This window comes from Microbacterium sp. MYb64 (assembly GCF_002979495.1).
In the GTDB taxonomy this organism is placed as follows: domain Bacteria; phylum Actinomycetota; class Actinomycetes; order Actinomycetales; family Microbacteriaceae; genus Microbacterium; species Microbacterium azadirachtae_A.
The window spans coordinates 36,298-55,602 of sequence record NZ_PCOW01000025.1; the positions used below are offsets into that span (position 1 = coordinate 36,298).

18 protein-coding genes are annotated in these 19,305 nt (G+C 70.5%); 13 read left to right on the forward strand and 5 right to left on the reverse strand.

Translation table 11 applies throughout. The features are described 5' to 3' along the window. Positions 1-8 precede the first annotated feature (8 nt). The gene (gene hemW, locus CQ044_RS17185) at positions 9-1,244 is read left to right on the forward strand and encodes a radical SAM family heme chaperone HemW (protein ID WP_105689601.1); all 1,236 of its coding nucleotides are present in this window, start codon (positions 9-11) and stop codon (positions 1,242-1,244) included. Between the two features lie 15 nt (positions 1,245-1,259). On the opposite strand, the gene CQ044_RS17190 is transcribed toward hemW, so the two are convergent. After that, positions 1,260-2,699 (reverse strand): carboxylesterase/lipase family protein, encoded by a 1,440-nt coding sequence (locus CQ044_RS17190; RefSeq protein ID WP_105689602.1) that lies wholly within the window; start codon positions 2,697-2,699, stop codon positions 1,260-1,262. 117 nt (positions 2,700-2,816) lie between these two features. On the opposite strand from CQ044_RS17190, the gene hrcA reads away from it, so the two are divergent. Genes hrcA through CQ044_RS17235 form a run of 9 tightly spaced genes read left to right on the forward strand, consistent with a single transcriptional unit; the run spans position 2,817 to position 10,819 of the window. Beyond that, positions 2,817-3,851: a heat-inducible transcriptional repressor HrcA gene (gene hrcA, locus CQ044_RS17195; RefSeq protein ID WP_045270493.1), complete on the forward strand. Its 1,035-nt coding sequence runs from the start codon at positions 2,817-2,819 to the stop codon at positions 3,849-3,851. Between the two features lie 49 nt (positions 3,852-3,900). Further along, the gene (gene dnaJ, locus CQ044_RS17200) at positions 3,901-5,007 is read left to right on the forward strand and encodes a molecular chaperone DnaJ (RefSeq protein WP_105689617.1); all 1,107 of its coding nucleotides are present in this window, start codon (positions 3,901-3,903) and stop codon (positions 5,005-5,007) included. Between the two features lie 6 nt (positions 5,008-5,013). Then, positions 5,014-5,742 (forward strand): 16S rRNA (uracil(1498)-N(3))-methyltransferase, encoded by a 729-nt coding sequence (locus tag CQ044_RS17205; protein ID WP_105689603.1) that lies wholly within the window; start codon positions 5,014-5,016, stop codon positions 5,740-5,742. 39 nt (positions 5,743-5,781) lie between these two features. Beyond that, positions 5,782-6,129 (forward strand): HIT domain-containing protein, encoded by a 348-nt coding sequence (locus tag CQ044_RS17210; protein ID WP_045270491.1) that lies wholly within the window; start codon positions 5,782-5,784, stop codon positions 6,127-6,129. Between the two features lie 4 nt (positions 6,130-6,133). Further along, complete coding sequence (locus CQ044_RS17215) at positions 6,134-7,207, forward strand: PhoH family protein (RefSeq protein ID WP_105689604.1); 1,074 nt, start codon at positions 6,134-6,136, stop codon at positions 7,205-7,207. Next, entirely contained in the window at positions 7,204-7,668 is a 465-nt protein-coding gene (ybeY, locus tag CQ044_RS17220) for an rRNA maturation RNase YbeY (protein ID WP_045270489.1), read from the forward strand. The genes CQ044_RS17215 and ybeY overlap by 4 nt, the downstream gene beginning before the upstream one ends. Next, complete coding sequence (locus CQ044_RS17225; RefSeq protein WP_105689605.1) at positions 7,665-8,966, forward strand: hemolysin family protein; 1,302 nt, start codon at positions 7,665-7,667, stop codon at positions 8,964-8,966. Before ybeY ends, CQ044_RS17225 begins: the two co-directional genes overlap by 4 nt. Then, the gene (gene era, locus CQ044_RS17230) at positions 8,956-9,876 is read left to right on the forward strand and encodes a GTPase Era (protein ID WP_105689606.1); all 921 of its coding nucleotides are present in this window, start codon (positions 8,956-8,958) and stop codon (positions 9,874-9,876) included. Before CQ044_RS17225 ends, era begins: the two co-directional genes overlap by 11 nt. A 1-nt stretch (position 9,877) precedes the next feature. Then, a complete protein-coding gene (locus CQ044_RS17235) occupies positions 9,878-10,819 on the forward strand; it encodes an NADP-dependent oxidoreductase (RefSeq protein WP_105689607.1) in 942 nt (313 codons plus the stop codon). 28 nt (positions 10,820-10,847) lie between these two features. Here CQ044_RS17235 and CQ044_RS17240 read toward each other — a convergent pair whose 3' ends face one another. Together CQ044_RS17240 and thrC are read right to left on the reverse strand one after the other, a co-directional pair. Further along, entirely contained in the window at positions 10,848-12,638 is a 1,791-nt protein-coding gene (locus CQ044_RS17240; RefSeq protein ID WP_105689608.1) for a DUF2207 family protein, read from the reverse strand. An 87-nt stretch (positions 12,639-12,725) separates the two neighbouring features. After that, complete coding sequence (gene thrC, locus CQ044_RS17245) at positions 12,726-14,147, reverse strand: threonine synthase (protein WP_105689609.1); 1,422 nt, start codon at positions 14,145-14,147, stop codon at positions 12,726-12,728. 245 nt (positions 14,148-14,392) lie between these two features. Here thrC and leuA point away from each other — a divergent pair, with 245 nt between their 5' ends. Further along, a complete protein-coding gene (leuA, locus tag CQ044_RS17250; protein ID WP_105689610.1) occupies positions 14,393-16,156 on the forward strand; it encodes a 2-isopropylmalate synthase in 1,764 nt (587 codons plus the stop codon). 146 nt (positions 16,157-16,302) lie between these two features. Here leuA and CQ044_RS17255 read toward each other — a convergent pair whose 3' ends face one another. Further along, positions 16,303-16,989 (reverse strand): trimeric intracellular cation channel family protein, encoded by a 687-nt coding sequence (locus tag CQ044_RS17255; RefSeq protein ID WP_105689611.1) that lies wholly within the window; start codon positions 16,987-16,989, stop codon positions 16,303-16,305. 35 nt (positions 16,990-17,024) lie between these two features. On the opposite strand from CQ044_RS17255, the gene recO reads away from it, so the two are divergent. Both recO and CQ044_RS17265 read left to right on the forward strand, forming a co-directional pair. After that, positions 17,025-17,753: a DNA repair protein RecO gene (gene recO, locus CQ044_RS17260; RefSeq protein WP_105689612.1), complete on the forward strand. Its 729-nt coding sequence runs from the start codon at positions 17,025-17,027 to the stop codon at positions 17,751-17,753. Then, positions 17,750-18,559: an isoprenyl transferase gene (locus CQ044_RS17265; protein WP_105689613.1), complete on the forward strand. Its 810-nt coding sequence runs from the start codon at positions 17,750-17,752 to the stop codon at positions 18,557-18,559. Before recO ends, CQ044_RS17265 begins: the two co-directional genes overlap by 4 nt. 105 nt (positions 18,560-18,664) lie before the next feature. Here the strand turns inward: CQ044_RS17265 and CQ044_RS17270 are convergent. Beyond that, the coding region (locus CQ044_RS17270) for an HNH endonuclease signature motif containing protein (RefSeq protein ID WP_146116822.1) at positions 18,665-19,305 on the reverse strand (641 nt) is incomplete at its 5' end.

Consider the following 19,305-nt stretch of genomic DNA (forward strand, 5'->3'; position numbering starts at 1 on the left):
TCCTCCTGATGGCCGGCCCCCTGCCGCTCGGGGATCCGGCTCCCGCAGACGGCCGTCTGCCCGCCGATCTGCGGATCGACCCGGATGGCCCGTTCTCCGCCTATCTGCATGTGCCGTTCTGCCGTGTGCGCTGCGGCTACTGCGACTTCAACACGTACACCGCGTCCGAACTGCGCGGGGCGCGTCAGGACACGTACGCCGACACGCTGATCCAGGAGATCGCCCTGGCGCGCGACGTGCTCGCCGAGCGCGGTCCGCTGCGCCCGCTGAGCACGGTGTTCTTCGGCGGCGGCACGCCGACGCTGCTGCCGGCGGGCGATCTCGGTCGCATGCTCGGCGCGGTGATCGGGGCGTTCGGCATCGCCGACGGCGCCGAGGTGACCGTCGAGGCCAATCCCGACACGGTGACGCCCGCGGTCGCCCAGGAGCTCGCAGCGGCCGGCGTGACCCGCATGTCGATCGGCATGCAGTCGGCCGTGCCGCACGTGCTGGCGGCACTCGACCGCACGCACCGGCCGGAGAACGTGCGCACCGCCGTCGAGGCGGCTCGTGCCGCCGGGCTGGCGGTCAGCGTGGATCTCATCTACGGCGTGCCGGGGGAGTCGCTGGAGGATTGGCGCTCCTCACTGACGACTGCGATCGGCCTGGAACCGGATCACATCTCGGCCTACGCGCTGATCATCGAGGACGGCACCAAGCTCGCCCGCCAGATCCGTCGCGGCGAGGTGCCCGCCCCCGATGACGATCTGCAGGCGGACATGTACGAGCTCGCCGACGGCCTGCTGGGCGAGGCCGGCTTCGACTGGTACGAGGTGAGCAACTGGGCCCGCCGCCCGGCGGATCACGGTGGCGGGGATCAGCGCTCCCGCCACAACATGGCGTACTGGCGCGGCACGGACTGGTGGGGCTTCGGCCCAGGAGCCCACAGTCACGTCGCCGGCCTGCGGTGGTGGAACGTGAAGCACCCGGCCGCCTACGCGCAGCGGCTCGCGGCGGGGGAGTCTCCGGCCGCGGCCACGGAGCGCCCCGATGCCGAGGCCACCCAGCTGGAGCGGATCCTGCTGCGCTCCCGGATGTCGGAGGGGATGCCGCTCGACGCGATCGCGTCCGACGCCCGCACCAGGGTCGCGGGCCTCATCGCGGACGGCCTGGTCGACGCCGGCGCCGCCCTGCGCGGCACCCTCGTCCTGACGCTCCGCGGACGGCTGCTCGCCGACGCCGTGGTGCGCGCTCTGACTGACTGAGCGCACCGTCCGCGATCAGCCCTTCTCCGCCCGGAGCAGGTCCACCACGGCCGTCCGCCTCTGCGGTCCTACCACGGGATCTGCACCCGCGCCGTCGAACAGCGCCGCCGTGCGCTGCGCGCCGAACGTCGGCCAACCGGGATCGCCGTCGCGGATGAAGCGCACCCAGGCGTCGTGCATCGCCGTGGCCAGGGCCTGCGGCGGCGCGGAGCCCGCGATCTTCGCGCTCTCCGGATCGTGGAGGCGGTCGAAGACGAACGGCAGCTCGAGGGCGTGCGCCGCGCGCAGATCGCGCACGGGGCTGGGCCAGCAGAACTCGTACAGGAACGTGGGGGCGGTGCGGGCGCGCGCGGCCCGGGTGGCGGGCGCGCGCAGCAGCAGGTCCGTGGCGAGCTGGCCGAACACCTCCCCGGTGCTCGCGCCGGGATGATCGGCGCGCACCGCCCTGGCCGCCGCGGCGGGGATGCGCAGGGCGAGGCGCGCGAGCAGCAGCTTCGACGGCCGGATCCCCCTCACGGCCTCCGGCGGGAACCAGAGCCGGTACTCGTCCGTGTTGGTGCCGATCAGCAGCGGCACATCGACGTCGACGAGCGCCTCGTGCGGCGACTGCGGCAGCGACTCGGGATCCCGCACGAGCTGGAAGCCCGGCGCACCGCCGAGCGGGGAGGATCCGGCGGCCTGGGCGCGTCGCGCCTCGAGCAGGGCGTCCGGGGCGAGCGCCGCGAACGCCTCGCGCGTCGCCGGGACGCCCAGCCGCTTCGCGAGCTGGCGGGTCACGCGCCCGCCGCGCTCTGGAGTCTGCGCCTCGAGCGGGCCGGACTGCACGATCCCGCCGCGCACCAGCGCCCTGGTGTCGGGTCGGGAGAGGAGCGCGGCGACGAGCGCTCCTCCTGCGGACTCGCCCATGAGCGTGATCCGGCCGGGGTCGCCGCCGAACGCCGCGATCTCGTCGCGCACCCAGCGCAGGGCCGCCGCGACATCCTGGAGTCCCAGATTGCGCGGCGCGTCCGCGAGCACGGAGAAGCCCTCGGACCCCAGCCGGTAGTTGACACTGACGAAGACGAGGCCGTCCCGCGCGAACTCCGTGCCCTCGTACATCGACAGCGCCGCCGTGCCACGCTCGAGGGCGCCGCCGTGGATCCACAGCACCACCGGAGCGGCGTCCGCGCCCGCCGGCGTCCACACGTTGGCCGTGAGGATGTCGTCTCCGTCGATACGGAGGCTGCCGAGGATCTCCGCGGTCGCCCCCGCGTAGGGCAGCTGCGGAGCCGTCGGCCCGAACGCGGCGGCGTCGCGCGGCGCGGACCACTGCTCGACGGGCCGCGGCGACCGGAGGCGGCCCTCGCCGAAGGGCGGGGCGGCATACGGCACGCCGAGATACCGGTCGATGCCGTCTCTGCGTCGGCCGATCAGCTCGCCGGAGGAGATCCTTGTGCGCACGAGGTCCTGGTCCATGGCCACATCCTAGGGAGTGCCGCATCCTCGACATCCCCGGTCCCTGAGCCTGTCGAAGGGCCCGGCAGGATAGGATTGGCACTCAGGATGCACGAGTGCCAACGGTGAGGAGGAGCGATGGTCTCAGAACGCGGACTCCAGGTGCTCCGCGCCATCGTCGAGGACTACGTCGAGACGAATGAGCCGGTCGGCAGCAAGTCGATCGTGGAGCGGCACGCGTTCGGCGTGTCCGCCGCGACGATCCGCAACGACATGGCCCAGCTCGAGGACGAGGACCTCATCGCGGCGCCGCACACCTCCTCGGGGCGGGTGCCGACCGACAAGGGCTATCGCGTGTTCGTCGATCATCTCGCGCAGGTGCGGCCGCTCACGGCGGCCCAGCGCAGCGCGATCACGGCTTTCCTCGCGGATCCCGCCGACCTCGATGACCTCATGGTGCGCACCGTGCGCGTGCTCACGCGGCTCACGGGGCAGGTCGCGCTCGCGCAGTACCCGTCGTTCGCCCGAGCCCACATCACGCACGTCGAGCTCGTGGCCCTCGCCCCGAACCGGCTGCTGATCGTGCTCGTCACCGATGCAGGCGGCGTCTCGCAGCGGATCGTGCCGCTGCCGGTCGAGCTGGACGACGCCGAGCTGGGGCTGCTCCGCGCGGTCATCACCGAGCTGCTGACCGGCCGCTCGGTGCGCCGCGGCGCGGAGCGCGTGGAGGCGGCGGCGGAGACCTCGTACGGCCCTCGGATCGACGCCGCTCGTGCCGCTGTGCTGCGTGCCGTCGCTGAGGAGCTCGCGGAGTTCCGCCAGGAGCGCCTGGTGATGGCGGGGGCGGCGACCCTCGCCCGGCGCGAGCACGACTTCCGCGGCAGCATCCACCCTCTCCTCGAGGCGATCGAGGAGCAGGTGACGCTGCTGCGGCTGATGAGCGAGATGCGCGTCGACGAGCACGGTCTCGCCGCGAGCATCGGCACGGAGAACGCCGCGTTCGGCCTCGGCGAGGCATCGATCGTGGCGAGCGACTACGTGACGCACGGCGGCACCGCACGCGTGGGCGTGATGGGGCCGACCCGGATGGACTACCCGAGCAACCTCGCGGCGGCGCGGGCCGTGGCCCGCTACCTGTCGAGGCTGCTCGAAGAGGACGAGTCCGGCCGCTGAGCGGCCGCAGAACACACGCGCCGCCGCCTGGCGGCCCGGAAAGGCGATGGTGACGGATCACTACGAGGTCCTCGGCGTCTCGCGCGATGCGAGCGAGGACGAGATCAAGAAGGCCTATCGGCGGCTCGCACGTCAGCTGCACCCCGATGTGAACCCCAGTGAGGATGCGGCGGAGCGGTTCAAGCTCGTCACGCACGCCTACGACGTGCTGAGCGACGCCGACTCGCGACGCCGCTACGACATGGGCGGCGACCAGAACGGCAACGGCGGCTTCGGAGGGTTCGGCGGCTTCGGCGACATCTTCGAGACCTTCTTCGGCGGCGGAGGGGCGCGCGCCGCGCGTCCTCGTTCGCGCCGGGAGCGCGGTCAGGACGCCCTCGTCCGCGTCACGCTCGAACTCGGCGACGTCGTCTTCGGCGTGCACCGGGACATCGAGGTGGACACGGCCGTGCTCTGCGAGACGTGCCAGGGATCCTGCTGCCAGGAGGGCACCTCACCCGTCACCTGCGACATCTGCGGAGGTTCGGGTCACGTCCAGCAGCAGGTGCGCAGTCTGCTCGGCAACGTCATCACGACCGCGCCGTGCGGCTCCTGCGAGGGCTTCGGCACGACGATCCCGTTCCCGTGCCAGACCTGCAACGGCCAGGGCAGAGTGCGCTCGCGTCGCACGGTGGGGCTCGACATCCCGGCCGGCGTCGAGACCGGCCTGCGCCTGCAGCTGCCCGGATCCGGTGAGGTCGGCCGCGCCGGCGGCCCGAACGGCGACCTGTACGTCGAGGTCACCGTCGCCCCGCACGCCCGGTTCAGCCGCGACGGCGACGACTTGCTCGCAACCCTCGAGGTCGCGATGAGCGATGCGATCCTCGGCGCCACGACCACGATCGAGTCCCTGGACGGATCCGTGGATCTCGAGATCCGCCAGGGCCTGCAGTCGGGCGACGTGCTGACGATCAAGGGCCGGGGCGTCACGCCGCTGCGCGGAAGCCAGCGCGGCGATCTGCGCGTGGGCGTGCAGGTGCTCACCCCGACGAAGCTCGACAACAAGGAGCGCCAGCTCATCGAGGACTTCGCCAAGCGCACCAAGGCGCCGGCGCCGAAGCTGGCCGAGTTCCACCAGGGGCTGTTCTCCAAGCTGCGCGACCGCTTCCGGGGCTGATCCGCGATGGCCCTGCACTTCGTGACGCCCGACGCGACCGCGGCGACGGCCGGATCCGTCGTGGCACTCACCGGCGCCGAGGCCAAGCACGCGGCCGTCGTGCGCCGGGTGCGGATCGGCGAGCCGATCACGCTCGGTGACGGGGCCGGCACCTGGCTCGAGGGCGAGGTCGCCTCGGCGGCACCGGGTCTCGTCGAAGTGCGCATCTTCTCGAGACGGCAGGATCCCCGTCCCGACCCTCGGATCCTGCTCGTGCAGGCGCTCGCGAAGGGCGACCGCGACGAGCTCGCGGTGCAGGCGGCGTGCGAGCTCGGCGTCGACGAGATCGTGCCCTGGCAGGCGGCGCGCAGCGTCTCCCGATGGGAGGGCGCCAAGGCGGCGAAGGGCCGGGAGCGCTGGTCGACGATCGTGCGCGAGGCCGCCAAGCAGGCGCACCGGTCCTGGATCCCAGAGGTCGCCGACGTCGAGACGACCGCGGATCTGGTGCGCCGCGCGGCCGCGCAGCGCGTGCTGATCCTGGATCCCACAGCCCCCGCGGCGCTGTCCGCCCTGGTCCAGGACGAGCGCGACCTCGTGCTCGTCGTGGGGCCGGAGGGCGGGATCGCACCGGAGGAGATCGATCGGCTCGTCGCCGCCGGCGCCGAGCGCGTGCTGCTGGGCGACACCGTGCTGCGCACGTCGACCGCAGGCCCTGCCGCGATCGCGGTCCTGAACGTGGCGCGCGGGCGCTGGTAGTCCGCCGTCGCGCAGCACCGCGCCGATAGACTGGGCCGCATGAGCGAACCCTCGATCTTCACGCGCATCCTGAACGGGGACATCCCCGGCGAGATCCTGCTCGAGACCGACGACGTCTTCGCGATCCGCGACATCAACCCGCAGGCGCCGCTTCATGTGCTCGTGATCCCCAAGTCCGAGCAGTTCCGCGATGTCACAGAGCTCGCCGCCGGCGACCCTGGTCTCATGGCGAAGATGGTCGCCGCGGCCAAGGAGATCGCGGACGAGCATGCGAACGGCGAGTACCGCCTGATCTTCAACAACGGCGCGAGCGTCGCGCAGTCCGTCTTCCACGTGCACGCTCACGTGCTCGGCAATCTCGAGGAGAACAAGCTCGTTGGCTTCTGACGACATGGCGGAGCCGATGACCTCGGCCCGCATCGAGGTGGACGGGGTCGCGATGGTGCAGCTGCTCGGCCCGCAGGACCGGCTGCTGCGCATGCTCGAGAAGGAGCATCCCGCGGTCGACGTGATGGTGCGCGGCAACGAGGTCACCCTGACAGGGGAGCCGGCCGCCGTGCGCTCGGCGCAGAAGCTGGTGGACGAGCTCATCGAGCTGACGCGCTCCGGGCACGCGCTCGCCCCCAGCGACGTCGCCCAGTCCGCGCGCATGCTGGAGCGCGAGGGCGTGCGCCCGAGCGAGGTCCTCGGCGAGGCGATCCTCTCCACGCGCGGACGGGTGATCAGGCCGAAGACGCTGGGCCAGAAGGAGTACGTCGACGCGATCGACGAGAACACGATCGTGTTCGGCATCGGCCCTGCGGGCACCGGCAAGACGTATCTCGCGATGGCGAAGGCCGTGCAGGCCCTGCAGCGCAAGGAGGTCGAGCGGATCATCCTGACCCGCCCGGCCGTCGAGGCGGGGGAGCGGCTCGGATTCCTGCCGGGGACGCTCACCGACAAGATCGACCCGTATCTGCGCCCGCTCTACGACGCCCTGAACGAGATGATGGATCCGGAGATCGTGCCTCGCCTGATGGCGAGCGGCACGATCGAGGTCGCCCCCCTCGCGTACATGCGCGGCCGCACGCTGAACGACTCGTTCGTCGTGCTCGACGAGGCGCAGAACACCACGCCGGAGCAGATGAAGATGTTCCTCACCCGGCTCGGATTCGGCACGCGCATGGTCGTCACGGGCGACATCACCCAGGTCGATCTCCCGCAGGGCGCCTCGGGCCTGCGCGTCGTGACCTGGGTCCTGAAGGACATCGACGACATCCACTTCTCCCGGCTCACGAGCGACGATGTCGTGCGCCACTCGCTGGTCGGCCGCATCGTGGATGCGTACACCGAATACGACGAGCAGCGCACCGCGTCCCGCACCGAGCGCGAGCAGGCGGCGGAGTTCGCCAACCGCGCCGAGCGCCGCGCGGGGCAGCAGCGCCCCGGACCACGAGACCGCATGCCGAAACGAGGCCTGAAATGATCGAGATCAACAACGAGTCGGCGATCGCGATCGACGAGACGGTGCTTCTGCGCCTCACCGAGCGCAACCTCGGCCAGCTGAACGTCAGCGCCGATGCGGACGTCGCCATCGTCCTCGTCGACGAGGGCGCCATGGAGGCGCTGCACGTGCAGTGGATGGACGAGCCGGGTCCCACCGACGTGCTGAGCTTCCCGATGGACGAGCTCCGTCCGGGCACGATCGACCGTCCCACCCCGCCGGGGCTGCTCGGCGACATCGTGCTGTGCCCCCAGGTCGCGGAGACCCAGGCCGCCGCTGCCAAGCACACGCTCATGGACGAGCTGATCCTGCTCACGACGCACGGACTGCTGCACCTGCTCGGCTTCGACCACGCAGAGCCCGAGGACGAGAAGGAGATGTTCGGTCTGCAGCGCGAACTCATCGCCGGCTTCGCCGCGGACGAGCGCTCCCACGGTCGATGACTCCATTCCTGCTGCTCGCCGGCGCGATCCTCCTCGTCGCCTTCGGCGGGCTCATGGCCGCGATCGATGCGGCCCTCTCGGTGACCTCTCGGGCTGACCTCGAGGAGATGGGATCGGAGGGGCGCAACGCGCCGGCCCTCGCCAGGATCGCGGCGGATCCGGAACCGCACGCGAACGCGGTCGCCTTCATGCGCGTGTTCGTGGAGACGGCGGCGGCGGTGCTCGTCACCGTCGCCCTTGTCCTGCTCTTCGACGATCAGATCTGGTGGGCGATGCTCGCCGCCGCGGTGATCATGACAGGCATCACCTTCGTGCTCGTCGGGGCGAGCCCTCGTTCCTTCGGCCGTCAGCATGCGGACGCGATGCTGCGCGCGTGCGCCCCCACGATCCGCGCGGTACGCGTCATCCTCGGGCCGATCGCGCAGGGGCTCGCCGTCTTCGGCAGCCGGGTCACGCCGGGGGCGGGGCGGAGCACGTTCGCGACCGAGACGCAGCTGCTCAGCATGGTGGACGAGGCGGCCTCGCACGATCTCATCGAGGCGGACGATCGCGAGCTGATCCACTCGGTCTTCGACTTCACCGACCAGTTCGTGCGCGCCGTCATGGTGCCGCGCACCGACATGGTCACGGTCGACGCCACAGCGACCACGTCCCAGGCGATGGACCTCTTCCTCGACCGGGGCGTCTCGCGCATTCCGGTCGTCGATGACGAGGCCGACGACGACGTCGTCGGAGTGCTCTACCTCAAGGATCTGGTGCAGTTCGCCTACCGCGACGACCGCAGCTGGCGGGCCGCATCGGCGCGCCGCCTCGCCCGCCCCGCGGTGTTCGTGCCGGAGTCCATGCGCGCGGAGACCCTCCTGCAGCAGATGAAGCGCGAGGCCGTGCACGTGTGCATCGTGATCGACGAGCACGGCGGGATCGCCGGCCTCGTCACGATGGAGGACCTCATCGAGGAGCTCGTCGGCGAGATCTCCGACGAGTACGACCGGCCCGGCGCCGAAGTCGTCGAGCTCGAGCCGGGGCACTACCGGGTGAGCGGGCGGCTCAGCCTCGAGGATGTGGGCGAGCTGTTCGGCGTCGAGCTCGAGGACGACGACGTCGACTCCATCGGCGGGCTCCTGGGCAAGGAACTCGGCCGCATCCCGACTCCCGGTGCGACGGCCGTCGTGCGCGGGCTGCTCCTCACCGGCGGCGCCTCGCGGGGCCGCGGGCGCGGCATCGAATACGTCTTCGTCGAGCGGGCCGAGGAGCCGCTCGCGGGGGATCAGAACAAGGAGAACCACGATGAGCGATGAGCGCGACACCGAGACCCCGACCCCGCACCGCAGCGGGTTCGTGACTTTCGTCGGTCGGCCGAACGTCGGCAAGTCCACACTCACGAACGCGCTGGTCGGCGAGAAGATCGCGATCACCAGCGAGAAGCCGCAGACCACGCGGCGCGCCATCCGCGGCATCGTGAACCGCCCCGACGGGCAGCTCGTGATCGTGGACACCCCGGGGATCCACCGTCCGCGCACCCTGCTGGGCGAGCGCCTGAACGATCTCGTCGGGCAGGTGCTCGGCGACGTCGACGTGATCGGCTTCTGCGTGCCGGCGACCGAGAAGGTCGGCCCGGGCGACAAGCGCATCGCCGCATCGCTGGACGGGTACCCTCGGGCGAAGAAGATCGCGATCGTGACCAAGGTCGACATCGCAGAGCGCGACGAGATCACCGAGCGGCTCATGGAGGTCGACTCCCTGCGCGAGGACTGGGCGGCGGTGATCCCGCTCTCCGCGCTCACGCGGGTGCAGCTGGACGTGCTCGCGGACGAGGTGCTCTCCCTCATGCCGGAGGGGCCATCGCTGTACGAGGACGACATCGTCACCGACGAGTCCACCGAGGACCGCATCGCCGAGATGATCCGCGAGGCGGCGCTCGAGGGCGTCCGCGACGAGCTGCCGCACTCGATCGCGGTCGTCGTGGACGACATCTCGCCCCGCGAGGACTCCGACCTGACCGACGTGCACGCCTCGATCGTCGTGGAGCGGGACAGCCAGAAGGCGATCATCATCGGACGCAAGGGCGCCAGGCTCCGCGAGGTCGGCGCGACCGCCCGTGCGGGGATCGAGGAGCTGCTCGGCACCCGGGTGTTCCTCGGCCTGCACGTGAAGGTCGCCAAGGAGTGGCAGCGCGACCCGAAGCAGCTCGGCCGGCTGGGGTTCTGACGTGGGCGTCGCCGCGCAGCAGTGGATCGCCCCGGAATGGGGCGGTCCACAGCGGTGGCGGCTGGCCGACACGACCGCGCCGGATCCGCAGCAGGGCGAGGTCACGATCCGTGTGCGCGCCGCCGGGATGAATCCGGCCGACCGCAAGCACGTCGCCGCGCCGAGGCCCGGTGTCGCGCTGCCGGTGCCGATCGGCTACGAGATCTCCGGCGAGATCCTCGCGATCGGACCCGGCACCCGGATCGGCTCCGGCGAGGTTCAGGTCGGCGACGAGGTCGTCGCTTTCCGCGTACGGGGCGGCTATGCGACCGCGCTGACCATTCCCGCAGAGAAGGCGTTCCGCAAACCAGGGCCGCTGTCGCACGCCGAAGCGGCGAACCTGCTGCTCGCCGGAACCACAGCGGCGGAGATGCTCGATCGTGTGCACGCCGCCGCGGGGGAGACGATCCTGCTGCACGGCGCCTCGGGTGCGGTCGGCGTCATGGTGCTGCAACTGGCCGCCCTGCGCGGCGTCCGAGTGATCGGGACGGCGAGCGCGGCCGGTGCCGAGCGCGTGCGCGGGTTCGGCGGGATCCCGATCGCGTACGGCGACGGTCTCCTGGACCGGGTGCGCGGTACGGGCATCCCTGTTGCTGCGGCGCTCGACGCGATCGGCACGGACGAGGCGGTCGACGTGTCCCTCGCCCTGGTCGAGGATCGCGCACGGATCGTGACGATCGCGGCGCCCGGTCGTGCCGCTGAGCACGGCTTCGGGGCCATCGCAGGGACGCAACCCGCCAGTACCGCATTCCGGGATGGCATCCGCGGCGAGCTCGTCCGCCTCGCCGACGAGGGACGTCTCGTGGTGCCCCTCGCCCGCACCTATCCGCTCTCCGAGGCTGTCGAGGCCACTCGCTTCCTCGCCGAGGGCCACCCCGGTGGCAAAGTCGCGCTGATCCCCTGACGAGCGGCCCGGCGTCGCGACTCCGGGCTCACCACCCACCGGAAGACCCGCCGCCTCCGCCGCCGCCGGAGAACCCGCCGCCGAAGGAGCCGCTGGAACTGGATGACGTGCTCGGCGTGGGCGTCGGACTGAGCGAGCTGTTCATGCCGCTGAGCGATCCCGCGAAGCTCGCGCCCGTGTAGCCGTAGTACCAGCCGGGCGTGATGCCGTCGTGCTCGTACTGCACGGCGAGCACCTGACCCCACTCGCGCTCCATGCCGAACAGCATCGCGTAGGGCAGCAGCCGCTCGTACAGCACGATGATGTCCGCCGTGCCGTCCGAGCGGCGTTCCGCGCCGCGGTAGGACTGCAGCATGCGGATCCGATCGGCCTCGGCCAGCCGGATGTATTCGCGCACCCCGAGCAGGTACTCGCGCGTCTCGGCGCCCTGCGGTGTGAGCACCGCACGGCGCGGCAGTGAGACGAGGAGGGCGACGAGCGCGACCGCCGACGCGACGATCCCGACCACGAAGGTCGCGATGGCGGCGGGTCGGCCCACCGCCATGCCGGGGACCGCGAGCGCGACCGCGCCGAGGCCCGCGGCGAGGGCGATGACGCTCAGGGCCACCGCGAGCACGGAGCGCTGCCGCGTGAGCAGACCGCGCTCGAACGCTGCGACGTGCGCGGATCCGGAGAGCGCCTTGAGCCGGGCGACCAGGGTGTCGTTCGGCACCTCGAGATGCAGGGTCGTGCCGACCGGATCTCCCGGGAACAGCGCATGCAGCGCCTCCCCGTCGAGCGCATCGGGGGCGAAGGAAGGGTCGAGCAGTTCGAGCACCGGCTTGCTCTCGCCGTCCGAGATGCGGATCGCCTTGTGGACGGCGAGGTGCACCATCTCCGCGGAGGCCGCGACGGGCTTTCGCCCCTCGATCTCGGCGGCGAGGACGGGCGGAAGCGTGTCGGGCACGTCGTACTGGGCGACCACGATGCCCCGGCCGCTGCGGCGTCCGCTCCGGCGCAGCAGCCCGATGCCGAGGATCGGGCCGCCGATCGCGAGCAGCGCGGCGAGGCCTGCGACGGGGTACGGCGCGACATCCGTCATTGGATCCGGTTGCCGTGCCGGGGACTGTGCGAAGGTGCCTTCCTTCATCGGGAAGGCGACGGTGACGCCGGATCCGGCGGGGATGTTCTCCTGCGTCACGGCGTACCCGCCGTTCCCGGGGACAGGGGAGAGCGTGCACGAGGTGGTGGAGCCGGCGGGACCGCTGTAGCAGGAGGGGGCGCCGATCATGGCGGCGTCCACGTCCTGGGCGAAGGAGAGCTCGGCGGAGAAGCGGGCGATCGGCTGCGTGGAATTCAACGGGAGCAGATTCCAGTACCACTCGTCGATCGCGCGGTCGGTGGGGCGGTGAACGACGTCTCGCATCGTGTACCGGATCACGTAGGTGGTGCGTCCATGCGCGTAGGCATCCGGATCGCCGATCCTCAGCTGACGCTCGCCGTCGTCGGTCTCGCTGTCGTCGTAAGGCAGCGCCGTGCCTGCGCCGTCCGTGATCGAGACCACGTGCAGGCCCAGCGGCGCGCCCTCGTACCAGGTCGGCAGTCCGCGGACGATGCCGTGATTCTGGTCGAACTCGGGGAAATCCGCGACGAGCGTCTCGGTCACCGCCAGCATCGCGCGGCCATCGGCGTCGCGGCTGAGCTGATACTGCGCATCCCAGGACGCGTAGGAGAAGTCGTTCGTGTCGGCGTGCGCGGCGGGGGCTGCGAGCAGCGGGGCCAGCACGAGGGCGAGAGCGCCGAGCAGGGCGAGCAGCCGGGCGCGCAGTCGAGCCGTCATGCCAGCCAGACTATCCGCCGCAGCCCTCGCGCCGAGCTCCTCCGCGCAGTGCGTGGCGTCCTGGTGCTCCGCGGGCCGAGGCGTCGATCAGTGCAGGGCGCTCGTCTCGATGATCGTGCGCAGCGTGGCCTCGTCGTTCGGGATCTCGGTGACGCGCTGCGGGGCGGCGAGCAGCGTCTGCAGCTCATCCGACAGCGGCAGCTCGATGCCGAGCGCCTCGGTGATCGTCTCGCCGAACTTCTCCGGCTTGGCCGTCTCGAGCACGAGCATCGGCACGCCGTCCTCCACGAACGAGCGCGCGACCTTCACGCCGTCGGCCGTGTGCGGGTCGATGATCGTGCCGCTCGCCTCGTGCACGGCGCGGATGGTGGCGAGCCGGTCTGCGTGCGTGCTGGTTCCGCTCACGATGCCGAACTCTTCGGCGAAGCGCGGCAGATCCGCGGTGAAGTCGAAGGCGCCGGTGCGGGAGAGGTCGTCCCATGCCCCGACGACGCGCTGCGGGTCGCGGCCCACGAGGTCGTAGATGAAGCGCTCCAGGTTGGACGCCTTGGAGATGTCCATCGACGGGCTCGACGTGGCGAGCGTCTGCGCGGCGCTGCGGGGGCGGTAGACGCCGGTGCGGAAGAAGTCGTCCAGCACGTTGTTCTCGTTCGCGGCGAGCACGAGCCGGCGGATCGGCAGGCCCATGCCCCGGGCGAAGAAGCCGGAGAGGATGTTGCCGAAGTTCCCGGACGGCACCGCGAACGACACCTCGAAGCCCTCTCGCTCCGCCGCGCCGAGGTCGTCGGTCGCGCGCAGCCAGGCCCAGAAGTAGTACACGACCTGCGCCGTGATGCGGGCGAGGTTGATCGAGTTGACCGCTCCGAGGTGCTGCGCGTTCTTGAAGTCGAGGTCGCCGGCGAGGTCCTTGACCAGGTTCTGGCAGTCGTCGAAGACGCCGTCGACGGCGATGTTGTGCACGTTCGCGTCCTGCAGCGAATACATCTGCGCGCGCTGGAACGGGCTCATCCGACCCTGCGGCGAGAGCATGAAGACGCTGATGCGGTCCTTGCCGCGCAGCGCGTGCTCGGCCGCCGACCCGGTGTCGCCCGAGGTGGCGCCGACGATGTTCAGCACGCCGCCGGTGCGCTCGAGCGCGTACTCGAGCGCCTGGCCGAGGAACTGCATCGCCATGTCCTTGAACGCCAGCGTGGGGCCCTCGGAGAGGCCGACGAGCGTGATCCCGTCACCGATCGGGGTGAGGGGAACGGGCATCGCGAAGACGGCGGGGGAGTAGGCGGCCGCACAGAGCGCCGCGAGATCCTCGCGCGGGATGTCGGTGGCGAACAGGCCGAGCACCTCGGTCGCCAGCTGCGCATAGTCGAGTGCGCGCCAGGACTCGAGGGTCGCGGCGTCGACCGTCGGCAGCTGCTCGGGGACGAGCAGGCCGCCGTCGACGGCCAGTCCCTCCAGGAGGGCCTCGCTGTAGGTCTTCGGCTCCCCGCCACCGCGGGTGGAGATGTACTGCACGAGCTGCTCCTCGAAAGTCGGCCGTCTCGGATCCGCTCGTAGACGTGCGGATCCGCGTGCATCGATTCTCGCAGGTCCGTCACAGCCCCGAGGTCCGGATGACGCCGTGCTAGCATGGCCGCATGCGCGCAGGCGGTCTGCTTCTTCTTAGCTGCCGCGACGAGTCCCGTTTCTGAGGGCCCCACTCGTCGCGGTGTTCGTGTTGGCCCGCCCCACACTTGAAGCGACGAGAAGAGCAACCCCTCATGATGAACAACCAGCGCCCCTCCGCGATGCCGGTCCACAAGTACCGGCCGTTCCACGAGCAGATCCGTGTCGACCTGCCCGATCGCACCTGGCCCTCCGCCCGCATCACGAAGGCGCCGCGCTGGTGCGCGGTCGACCTGCGCGACGGCAACCAGGCCCTCATCGACCCGATGTCGCCCGAGCGCAAGCGGGTCATGTTCGAGCTGCTCGTCGGCATGGGCTACAAGGAGATCGAGGTCGGCTTCCCGTCGGCGAGCCAGACCGACTTCGACTTCGTGCGTCAGCTCATCGAAGAGGATCTGATCCCCGATGACGTCACGATCCAGGTCCTGACGCAGTGCCGCGAGCACCTCATCGAGCGCACCTACGAGGCCATCGCGGGCGCCAAGCAGGCCATCGTGCACTTCTACAACTCCACCAGCGTGCTGCAGCGCGAGGTCGTGTTCCGCTCCGACCGCGAGGGCGTCAAGCAGATCGCGCTCGAAGGCGCGCGGCTGTGCCGCGAGTTCGAGAAGCGGATCCCGGACACCGAGGTCTACTACGAGTACTCGCCCGAGAGCTACACCGGCACCGAGCTCGAGTACGCCGTCGAGGTCTGCAACGAGGTGCTGGAGATCCTGCAGCCGAGTCCCGGCCGCAAGGTGATCATCAACCTGCCGGCGACCGTCGAGATGGCCACTCCCAACGTCTACGCCGACTCGATCGAGTGGATGAGCCGTCACCTGAACCACCGCGAGAACGTGATCCTGTCGCTGCACCCGCATAACGACCGGGGCACCGCGATCGCGGCGGCGGAGCTGGGCTACATGGCCGGCGCCGACCGCATCGAGGGATGCCTGTTCGGCAATGGAGAGCGCACCGGCAACGTCGACCTCGTCGCGCTGGGCATCAACATGTTCACGCAGGGCATCGACCCCGAGATCGACTTCAGCGACATCGACCAGGTCAAGCGCACGGCCGAGTACTGCAACCAGCTGCCCGTGCCGGAGCGCAGCCCGTGGGCCGGCGATCTGGTGTTCACGGCGTTCAGCGGATCGCATCAGGATGCGATCAAGAAGGGCTTCGAGGCGATGGCCGCGCGGGCCGAGGAGCAGGGCGTCACCGTCGACGACATCGAGTGGGGCGTGCCCTACCTGCCGGTCGACCCCAAGGATCTGGGTCGCTCCTACGAGGCCGTGATCCGCGTCAACTCGCAGTCCGGCAAGGGCGGCGTCGCGTACCTGCTGAAGACGGACCACGCCCTCGACCTGCCGCGGAAGCTCCAGATCGAGTTCTCCGGGGTCGTGCAGGGCAAGACCGATGCGGAGGGCGGCGAGGTCACCAGCGAGCAGATCTGGGCGATCTTCAACGACGAGTACCTGCCCGCCTCGGCCGACGACGCCAAGTGGGGTCGGTTCGAGCTGCTCGGCACGCGCACGAACAGCGACATGTCCGGAGATGTCACGCTCGACGTCGTGCTGCGCGACGACGAGGAGCGCGTCGAGGCCGAGGGGCGTGGAAACGGCCCGGTCGCAGCGTTCATCGAGGTGCTGCGCGAGCGGGGCTTCGAGATCTCGCTGTACGACTACGTCGAGCACACGCTCTCGACCGGCGGAGACGCCCAGGCCGCGGCGTACGTCGAGCTGCAGGTCGGCGACCAGCGGCTGTGGGGCGTCGGGATCGACGGCGACATCTCCACCGCGTCGCTCAAGGCCATCGTCTCCTGCGTGAACCGCTCCATCCGGGCCAGGGCCGCCGCCGACGCGGACCTCGTCGCCGCCTGAGCTCTCCCCAGCTTCTCCGCATCGTCACCCCGTGTGCGGAGGATCCGTCCGCGGCGCAACCGTCCGCGTGACTGCGCCTGCGCCTCGGGTCCGGCAGAACCTGCCGGACTTGGGGCGCAGACGTGTTTCAGGGATGCAGACGTGTCTCAGGGGCGGATGATCGGGATCATCCCGGTCTCCGCGGCGACGCGGCGGCGGTAGAGCGCTCGCTGCTCCGGCAGGGACAGGTCGAACGCCACCGCGAGCACGCGGATGATCGCGGTCAGGACGATGCCGATGATCGCGGCCGGCACGATGCCCATGCCGAGTCCGTGCGCGATCACGATGAATGCGCAGCCGGCGCCGGCGGCGACCGCGTACAGGGATCCGACGTGCATGATCGACACCGGCAGGCCCATGAGCATGTCGCGGAGCACGCCTCCGCCGGCGGCCGCGCAGACGCCGATGAACACCGCGGGCACCTCTGGCAGGCCGAGCGCGATCGCCTTGCTCGTGCCGAACGCGCCGAACATGCCGATCACGACGGCGTCGAGCCCGACGACCACGGCGTTCAGACGCTGGAAGAGGCCTGCGAGCAGCATGCCCACGAGTGCAGCCCCGCCGGCGGTGAGCAGGTACCAGTTGCTGTGCAGCGAGGCGGGCGGCTGGCCGAGGAGGATGTCGCGGATGAGGCCGCCGCCCATGCCGATCATGATGCCGATGATGGCGACGCCGAGCAGGTCGAGGCGGCGTTCGCCCCGGAAGCCGCTCGCGAACATGGCCCCCTGCACGCCGCCCAGGCCTACGCCCAGCAGATCGGCCCACAGCGGGATGGTGAAGGTCGGTTCGGTCACAGCTCTATTGTCCCCGGGAGTGGGATGATCGAGGAATGCCCACCTACCGAGACGAAGCGGTGATCCTGCGCACCCACAAGCTCGGTGAGGCCGACCGGATCGTCACGATGCTCTCGCGCGCGCACGGCAAGGTCAGGGCCGTGGCGAAGGGTGTGCGCCGCACCTCGTCGAAGTTCGGTTCGCGGCTCGAGCCGTTCATGGTGGCGGACGTGCAGCTGTATCAGGGGCGTTCGCTCGACATCGTGCAGCAGGCCGAGTCGCTGGGTTCGTACGGTGCCGAGATCGCGCTGCACTATGACCGCTACACGGCCGCCAACGCGATGGTGGAGACGGCCGACCGGCTGAACGACTCCGAGGCGACGCCCGAGCAGTATCTGCTGCTCGTGGGCGGGCTGCGCGCGCTCGCGCGCGGCGAGCATGTCGCTCGCAGCATCCTGGATTCGTATCTGCTGCGGGTCATGGCGCTTTCGGGCTGGGCGCCGTCGTTCGACGATTGCGCCCGCTGTGCGAAGCCCGGTCCGCACTCGGTGTTCGTCGCCCAGATGGGCGGCATCGTCTGCGACGAGTGCGCGCCCGTGGGCAGCCCGCGTATTCCCGCGACGGCGATCGAGGTGCTCCGCGCCCTGATCGCGGGGGACTGGGAGCGCGTCGATTCCGCGTCCGATCGCGATACCGCGGCCGCTTCCGGTGTCATCGCCGCCTATGCCCAGTGGCATCTCGAGCGGGGCATCCGCTCGCTCTCGCTCGTGGAGGGAACCCGTTGAGCCCCAAGCCGTACACGCACAAGGACGCCGTCCCGTACCGTCCGCTGGACTGGACCGGCGTGCAGCCGCCGGCGTTCCCCGCCGCGCCGAACCACGTCGCGATCGTCATGGACGGCAACGGCCGCTGGGCGAATCGTCGCGGTCTCAACCGCATCGAGGGGCACAAGGCGGGGGAGGAGGTGCTGCTCGACGTCGTAGCCGGTGCGATCCAGGCCGGTGTCAAGCACCTCAGCGTGTACGCGTTCTCCACGGAGAACTGGGCGCGCTCTCCGGAGGAGGTCAGGTTCCTCATGGGGTACAACCGCGACGTGCTGCACCGTCGTCGCGACCAGCTCAACGAGTGGGGTGTGCGGATCCGCTGGGCGGGGCGCAGGCCGCGCCTGTGGGGTTCCGTCATCAAGGAGCTGGAGTACGCATCGGAGCTGACGCGTGGCAACGACACGCTCACGCTCACGATGTGCATCAACTACGGCGGGCGCATCGAGCTCGTCGACGCGATGCGATCGATCGCCGAGGACGTGAAGGCCGGGCGGATGCGCCCGAGTGCGATCACGGAGAAGGCGATCCGTCGTCACCTGTACATCCCGGACATGCCGGATGTGGATCTGTTCCTGCGCAGCTCGGGGGAGCAGCGCACGTCGAACTTCCTGCTCTGGCAGTCGGCGTATGCGGAGATGGTGTTCCTGGACACGCTGTGGCCGGACTTCTCCCGCGAAGAGTTGTGGCGGGCGATCGGGGTCTATCTCTCCCGCGATCGTCGTTTCGGCGGGGCGGTCGATACGCCCGACGCCGTCTCTGGGGTCTGAGTTCGCGGGCTTCGGCGGCGGCGGCGGCGACGGCGGGCCCGGACTGACGCGCGCCGCGCTGCGGACACGCGGGTCCCGCCTGACCTCGCCCTTCTTGGGGTGGGTTCAGGCGGCGGGGTGGAATCGTTTGGGTGGTGGGTCGATGTCGCCCCAGGCGTAGCGGAGGGGGAGCCGCGGGTGTAGCAGGGATCGTTGTCCGTCGGGGTGGTGCAGGACGAAGTCGTGTTTCCTATCGCGGGTGATCTGCCATTGGCCGTGGTGGAGTTGCATGTGGTGGAACCGGCAGAGGAGTATGCCGCGGTCGATGTTGGTGTGGCCGTCGTCGCGGGCCCATTCGTCGATGTGGTGGGCTTCGCAGTAGGACGCGGGTCTGTCGCATCCGGTCCATCGGCATCCGCCGTCGCGGATGGCGAGTGCGATGCGTTGTTTCGGGGTGAACAGGCGTGATTCCCGCCCGACGTCGAGCGGGTTCCCGCACGCGTCGACCGTCACGGGGATGGTCCCGGTCTCGCAGATTCGTCGCTCCGCGACCGCCGCGGGGAGGGCGGTGAGGCCGTCTTCGGTGACCGCGACGGGCGCCGGCGAACCGTCGACCGTGATCTGCTGGACGAGCCGCACTCCGGCCTGCCGGGTGCCGAACACGGCGGTCGGGTCGGCGAGGGTGCCGGTGCGGATGAGGTCGAGGAGCAGGTCATAGGACAGCTGATCATTCGTGCGTGGATCCACGGACAACTCAGCGGCGGACG

Excerpts from the sequence above, each read along its gene's own strand:
- hemW (WP_105689601.1), top strand. The coding sequence starts at position 9 with ATGGCCGGCCCCCTGCCGCTCGGGGATCCGGCTCCCGCAGACGGCCGT.
- CQ044_RS17190 (WP_105689602.1), bottom strand. The coding sequence starts at position 2,699 with ATGGACCAGGACCTCGTGCGCACAAGGATCTCCTCCGGCGAGCTGATC.
- hrcA (WP_045270493.1), top strand. The coding sequence starts at position 2,817 with ATGGTCTCAGAACGCGGACTCCAGGTGCTCCGCGCCATCGTCGAGGAC.
- CQ044_RS17205 (WP_105689603.1), top strand. The coding sequence starts at position 5,014 with ATGGCCCTGCACTTCGTGACGCCCGACGCGACCGCGGCGACGGCCGGA.
- CQ044_RS17210 (WP_045270491.1), top strand. The coding sequence starts at position 5,782 with ATGAGCGAACCCTCGATCTTCACGCGCATCCTGAACGGGGACATCCCC.
- CQ044_RS17215 (WP_105689604.1), top strand. The coding sequence starts at position 6,134 with ATGGCGGAGCCGATGACCTCGGCCCGCATCGAGGTGGACGGGGTCGCG.
- ybeY (WP_045270489.1), top strand. The coding sequence starts at position 7,204 with ATGATCGAGATCAACAACGAGTCGGCGATCGCGATCGACGAGACGGTG.
- CQ044_RS17225 (WP_105689605.1), top strand. The coding sequence starts at position 7,665 with ATGACTCCATTCCTGCTGCTCGCCGGCGCGATCCTCCTCGTCGCCTTC.
- era (WP_105689606.1), top strand. The coding sequence starts at position 8,956 with ATGAGCGATGAGCGCGACACCGAGACCCCGACCCCGCACCGCAGCGGG.
- CQ044_RS17240 (WP_105689608.1), bottom strand. The coding sequence starts at position 12,638 with ATGACGGCTCGACTGCGCGCCCGGCTGCTCGCCCTGCTCGGCGCTCTC.
- leuA (WP_105689610.1), top strand. The coding sequence starts at position 14,393 with ATGATGAACAACCAGCGCCCCTCCGCGATGCCGGTCCACAAGTACCGG.
- recO (WP_105689612.1), top strand. The coding sequence starts at position 17,025 with ATGCCCACCTACCGAGACGAAGCGGTGATCCTGCGCACCCACAAGCTC.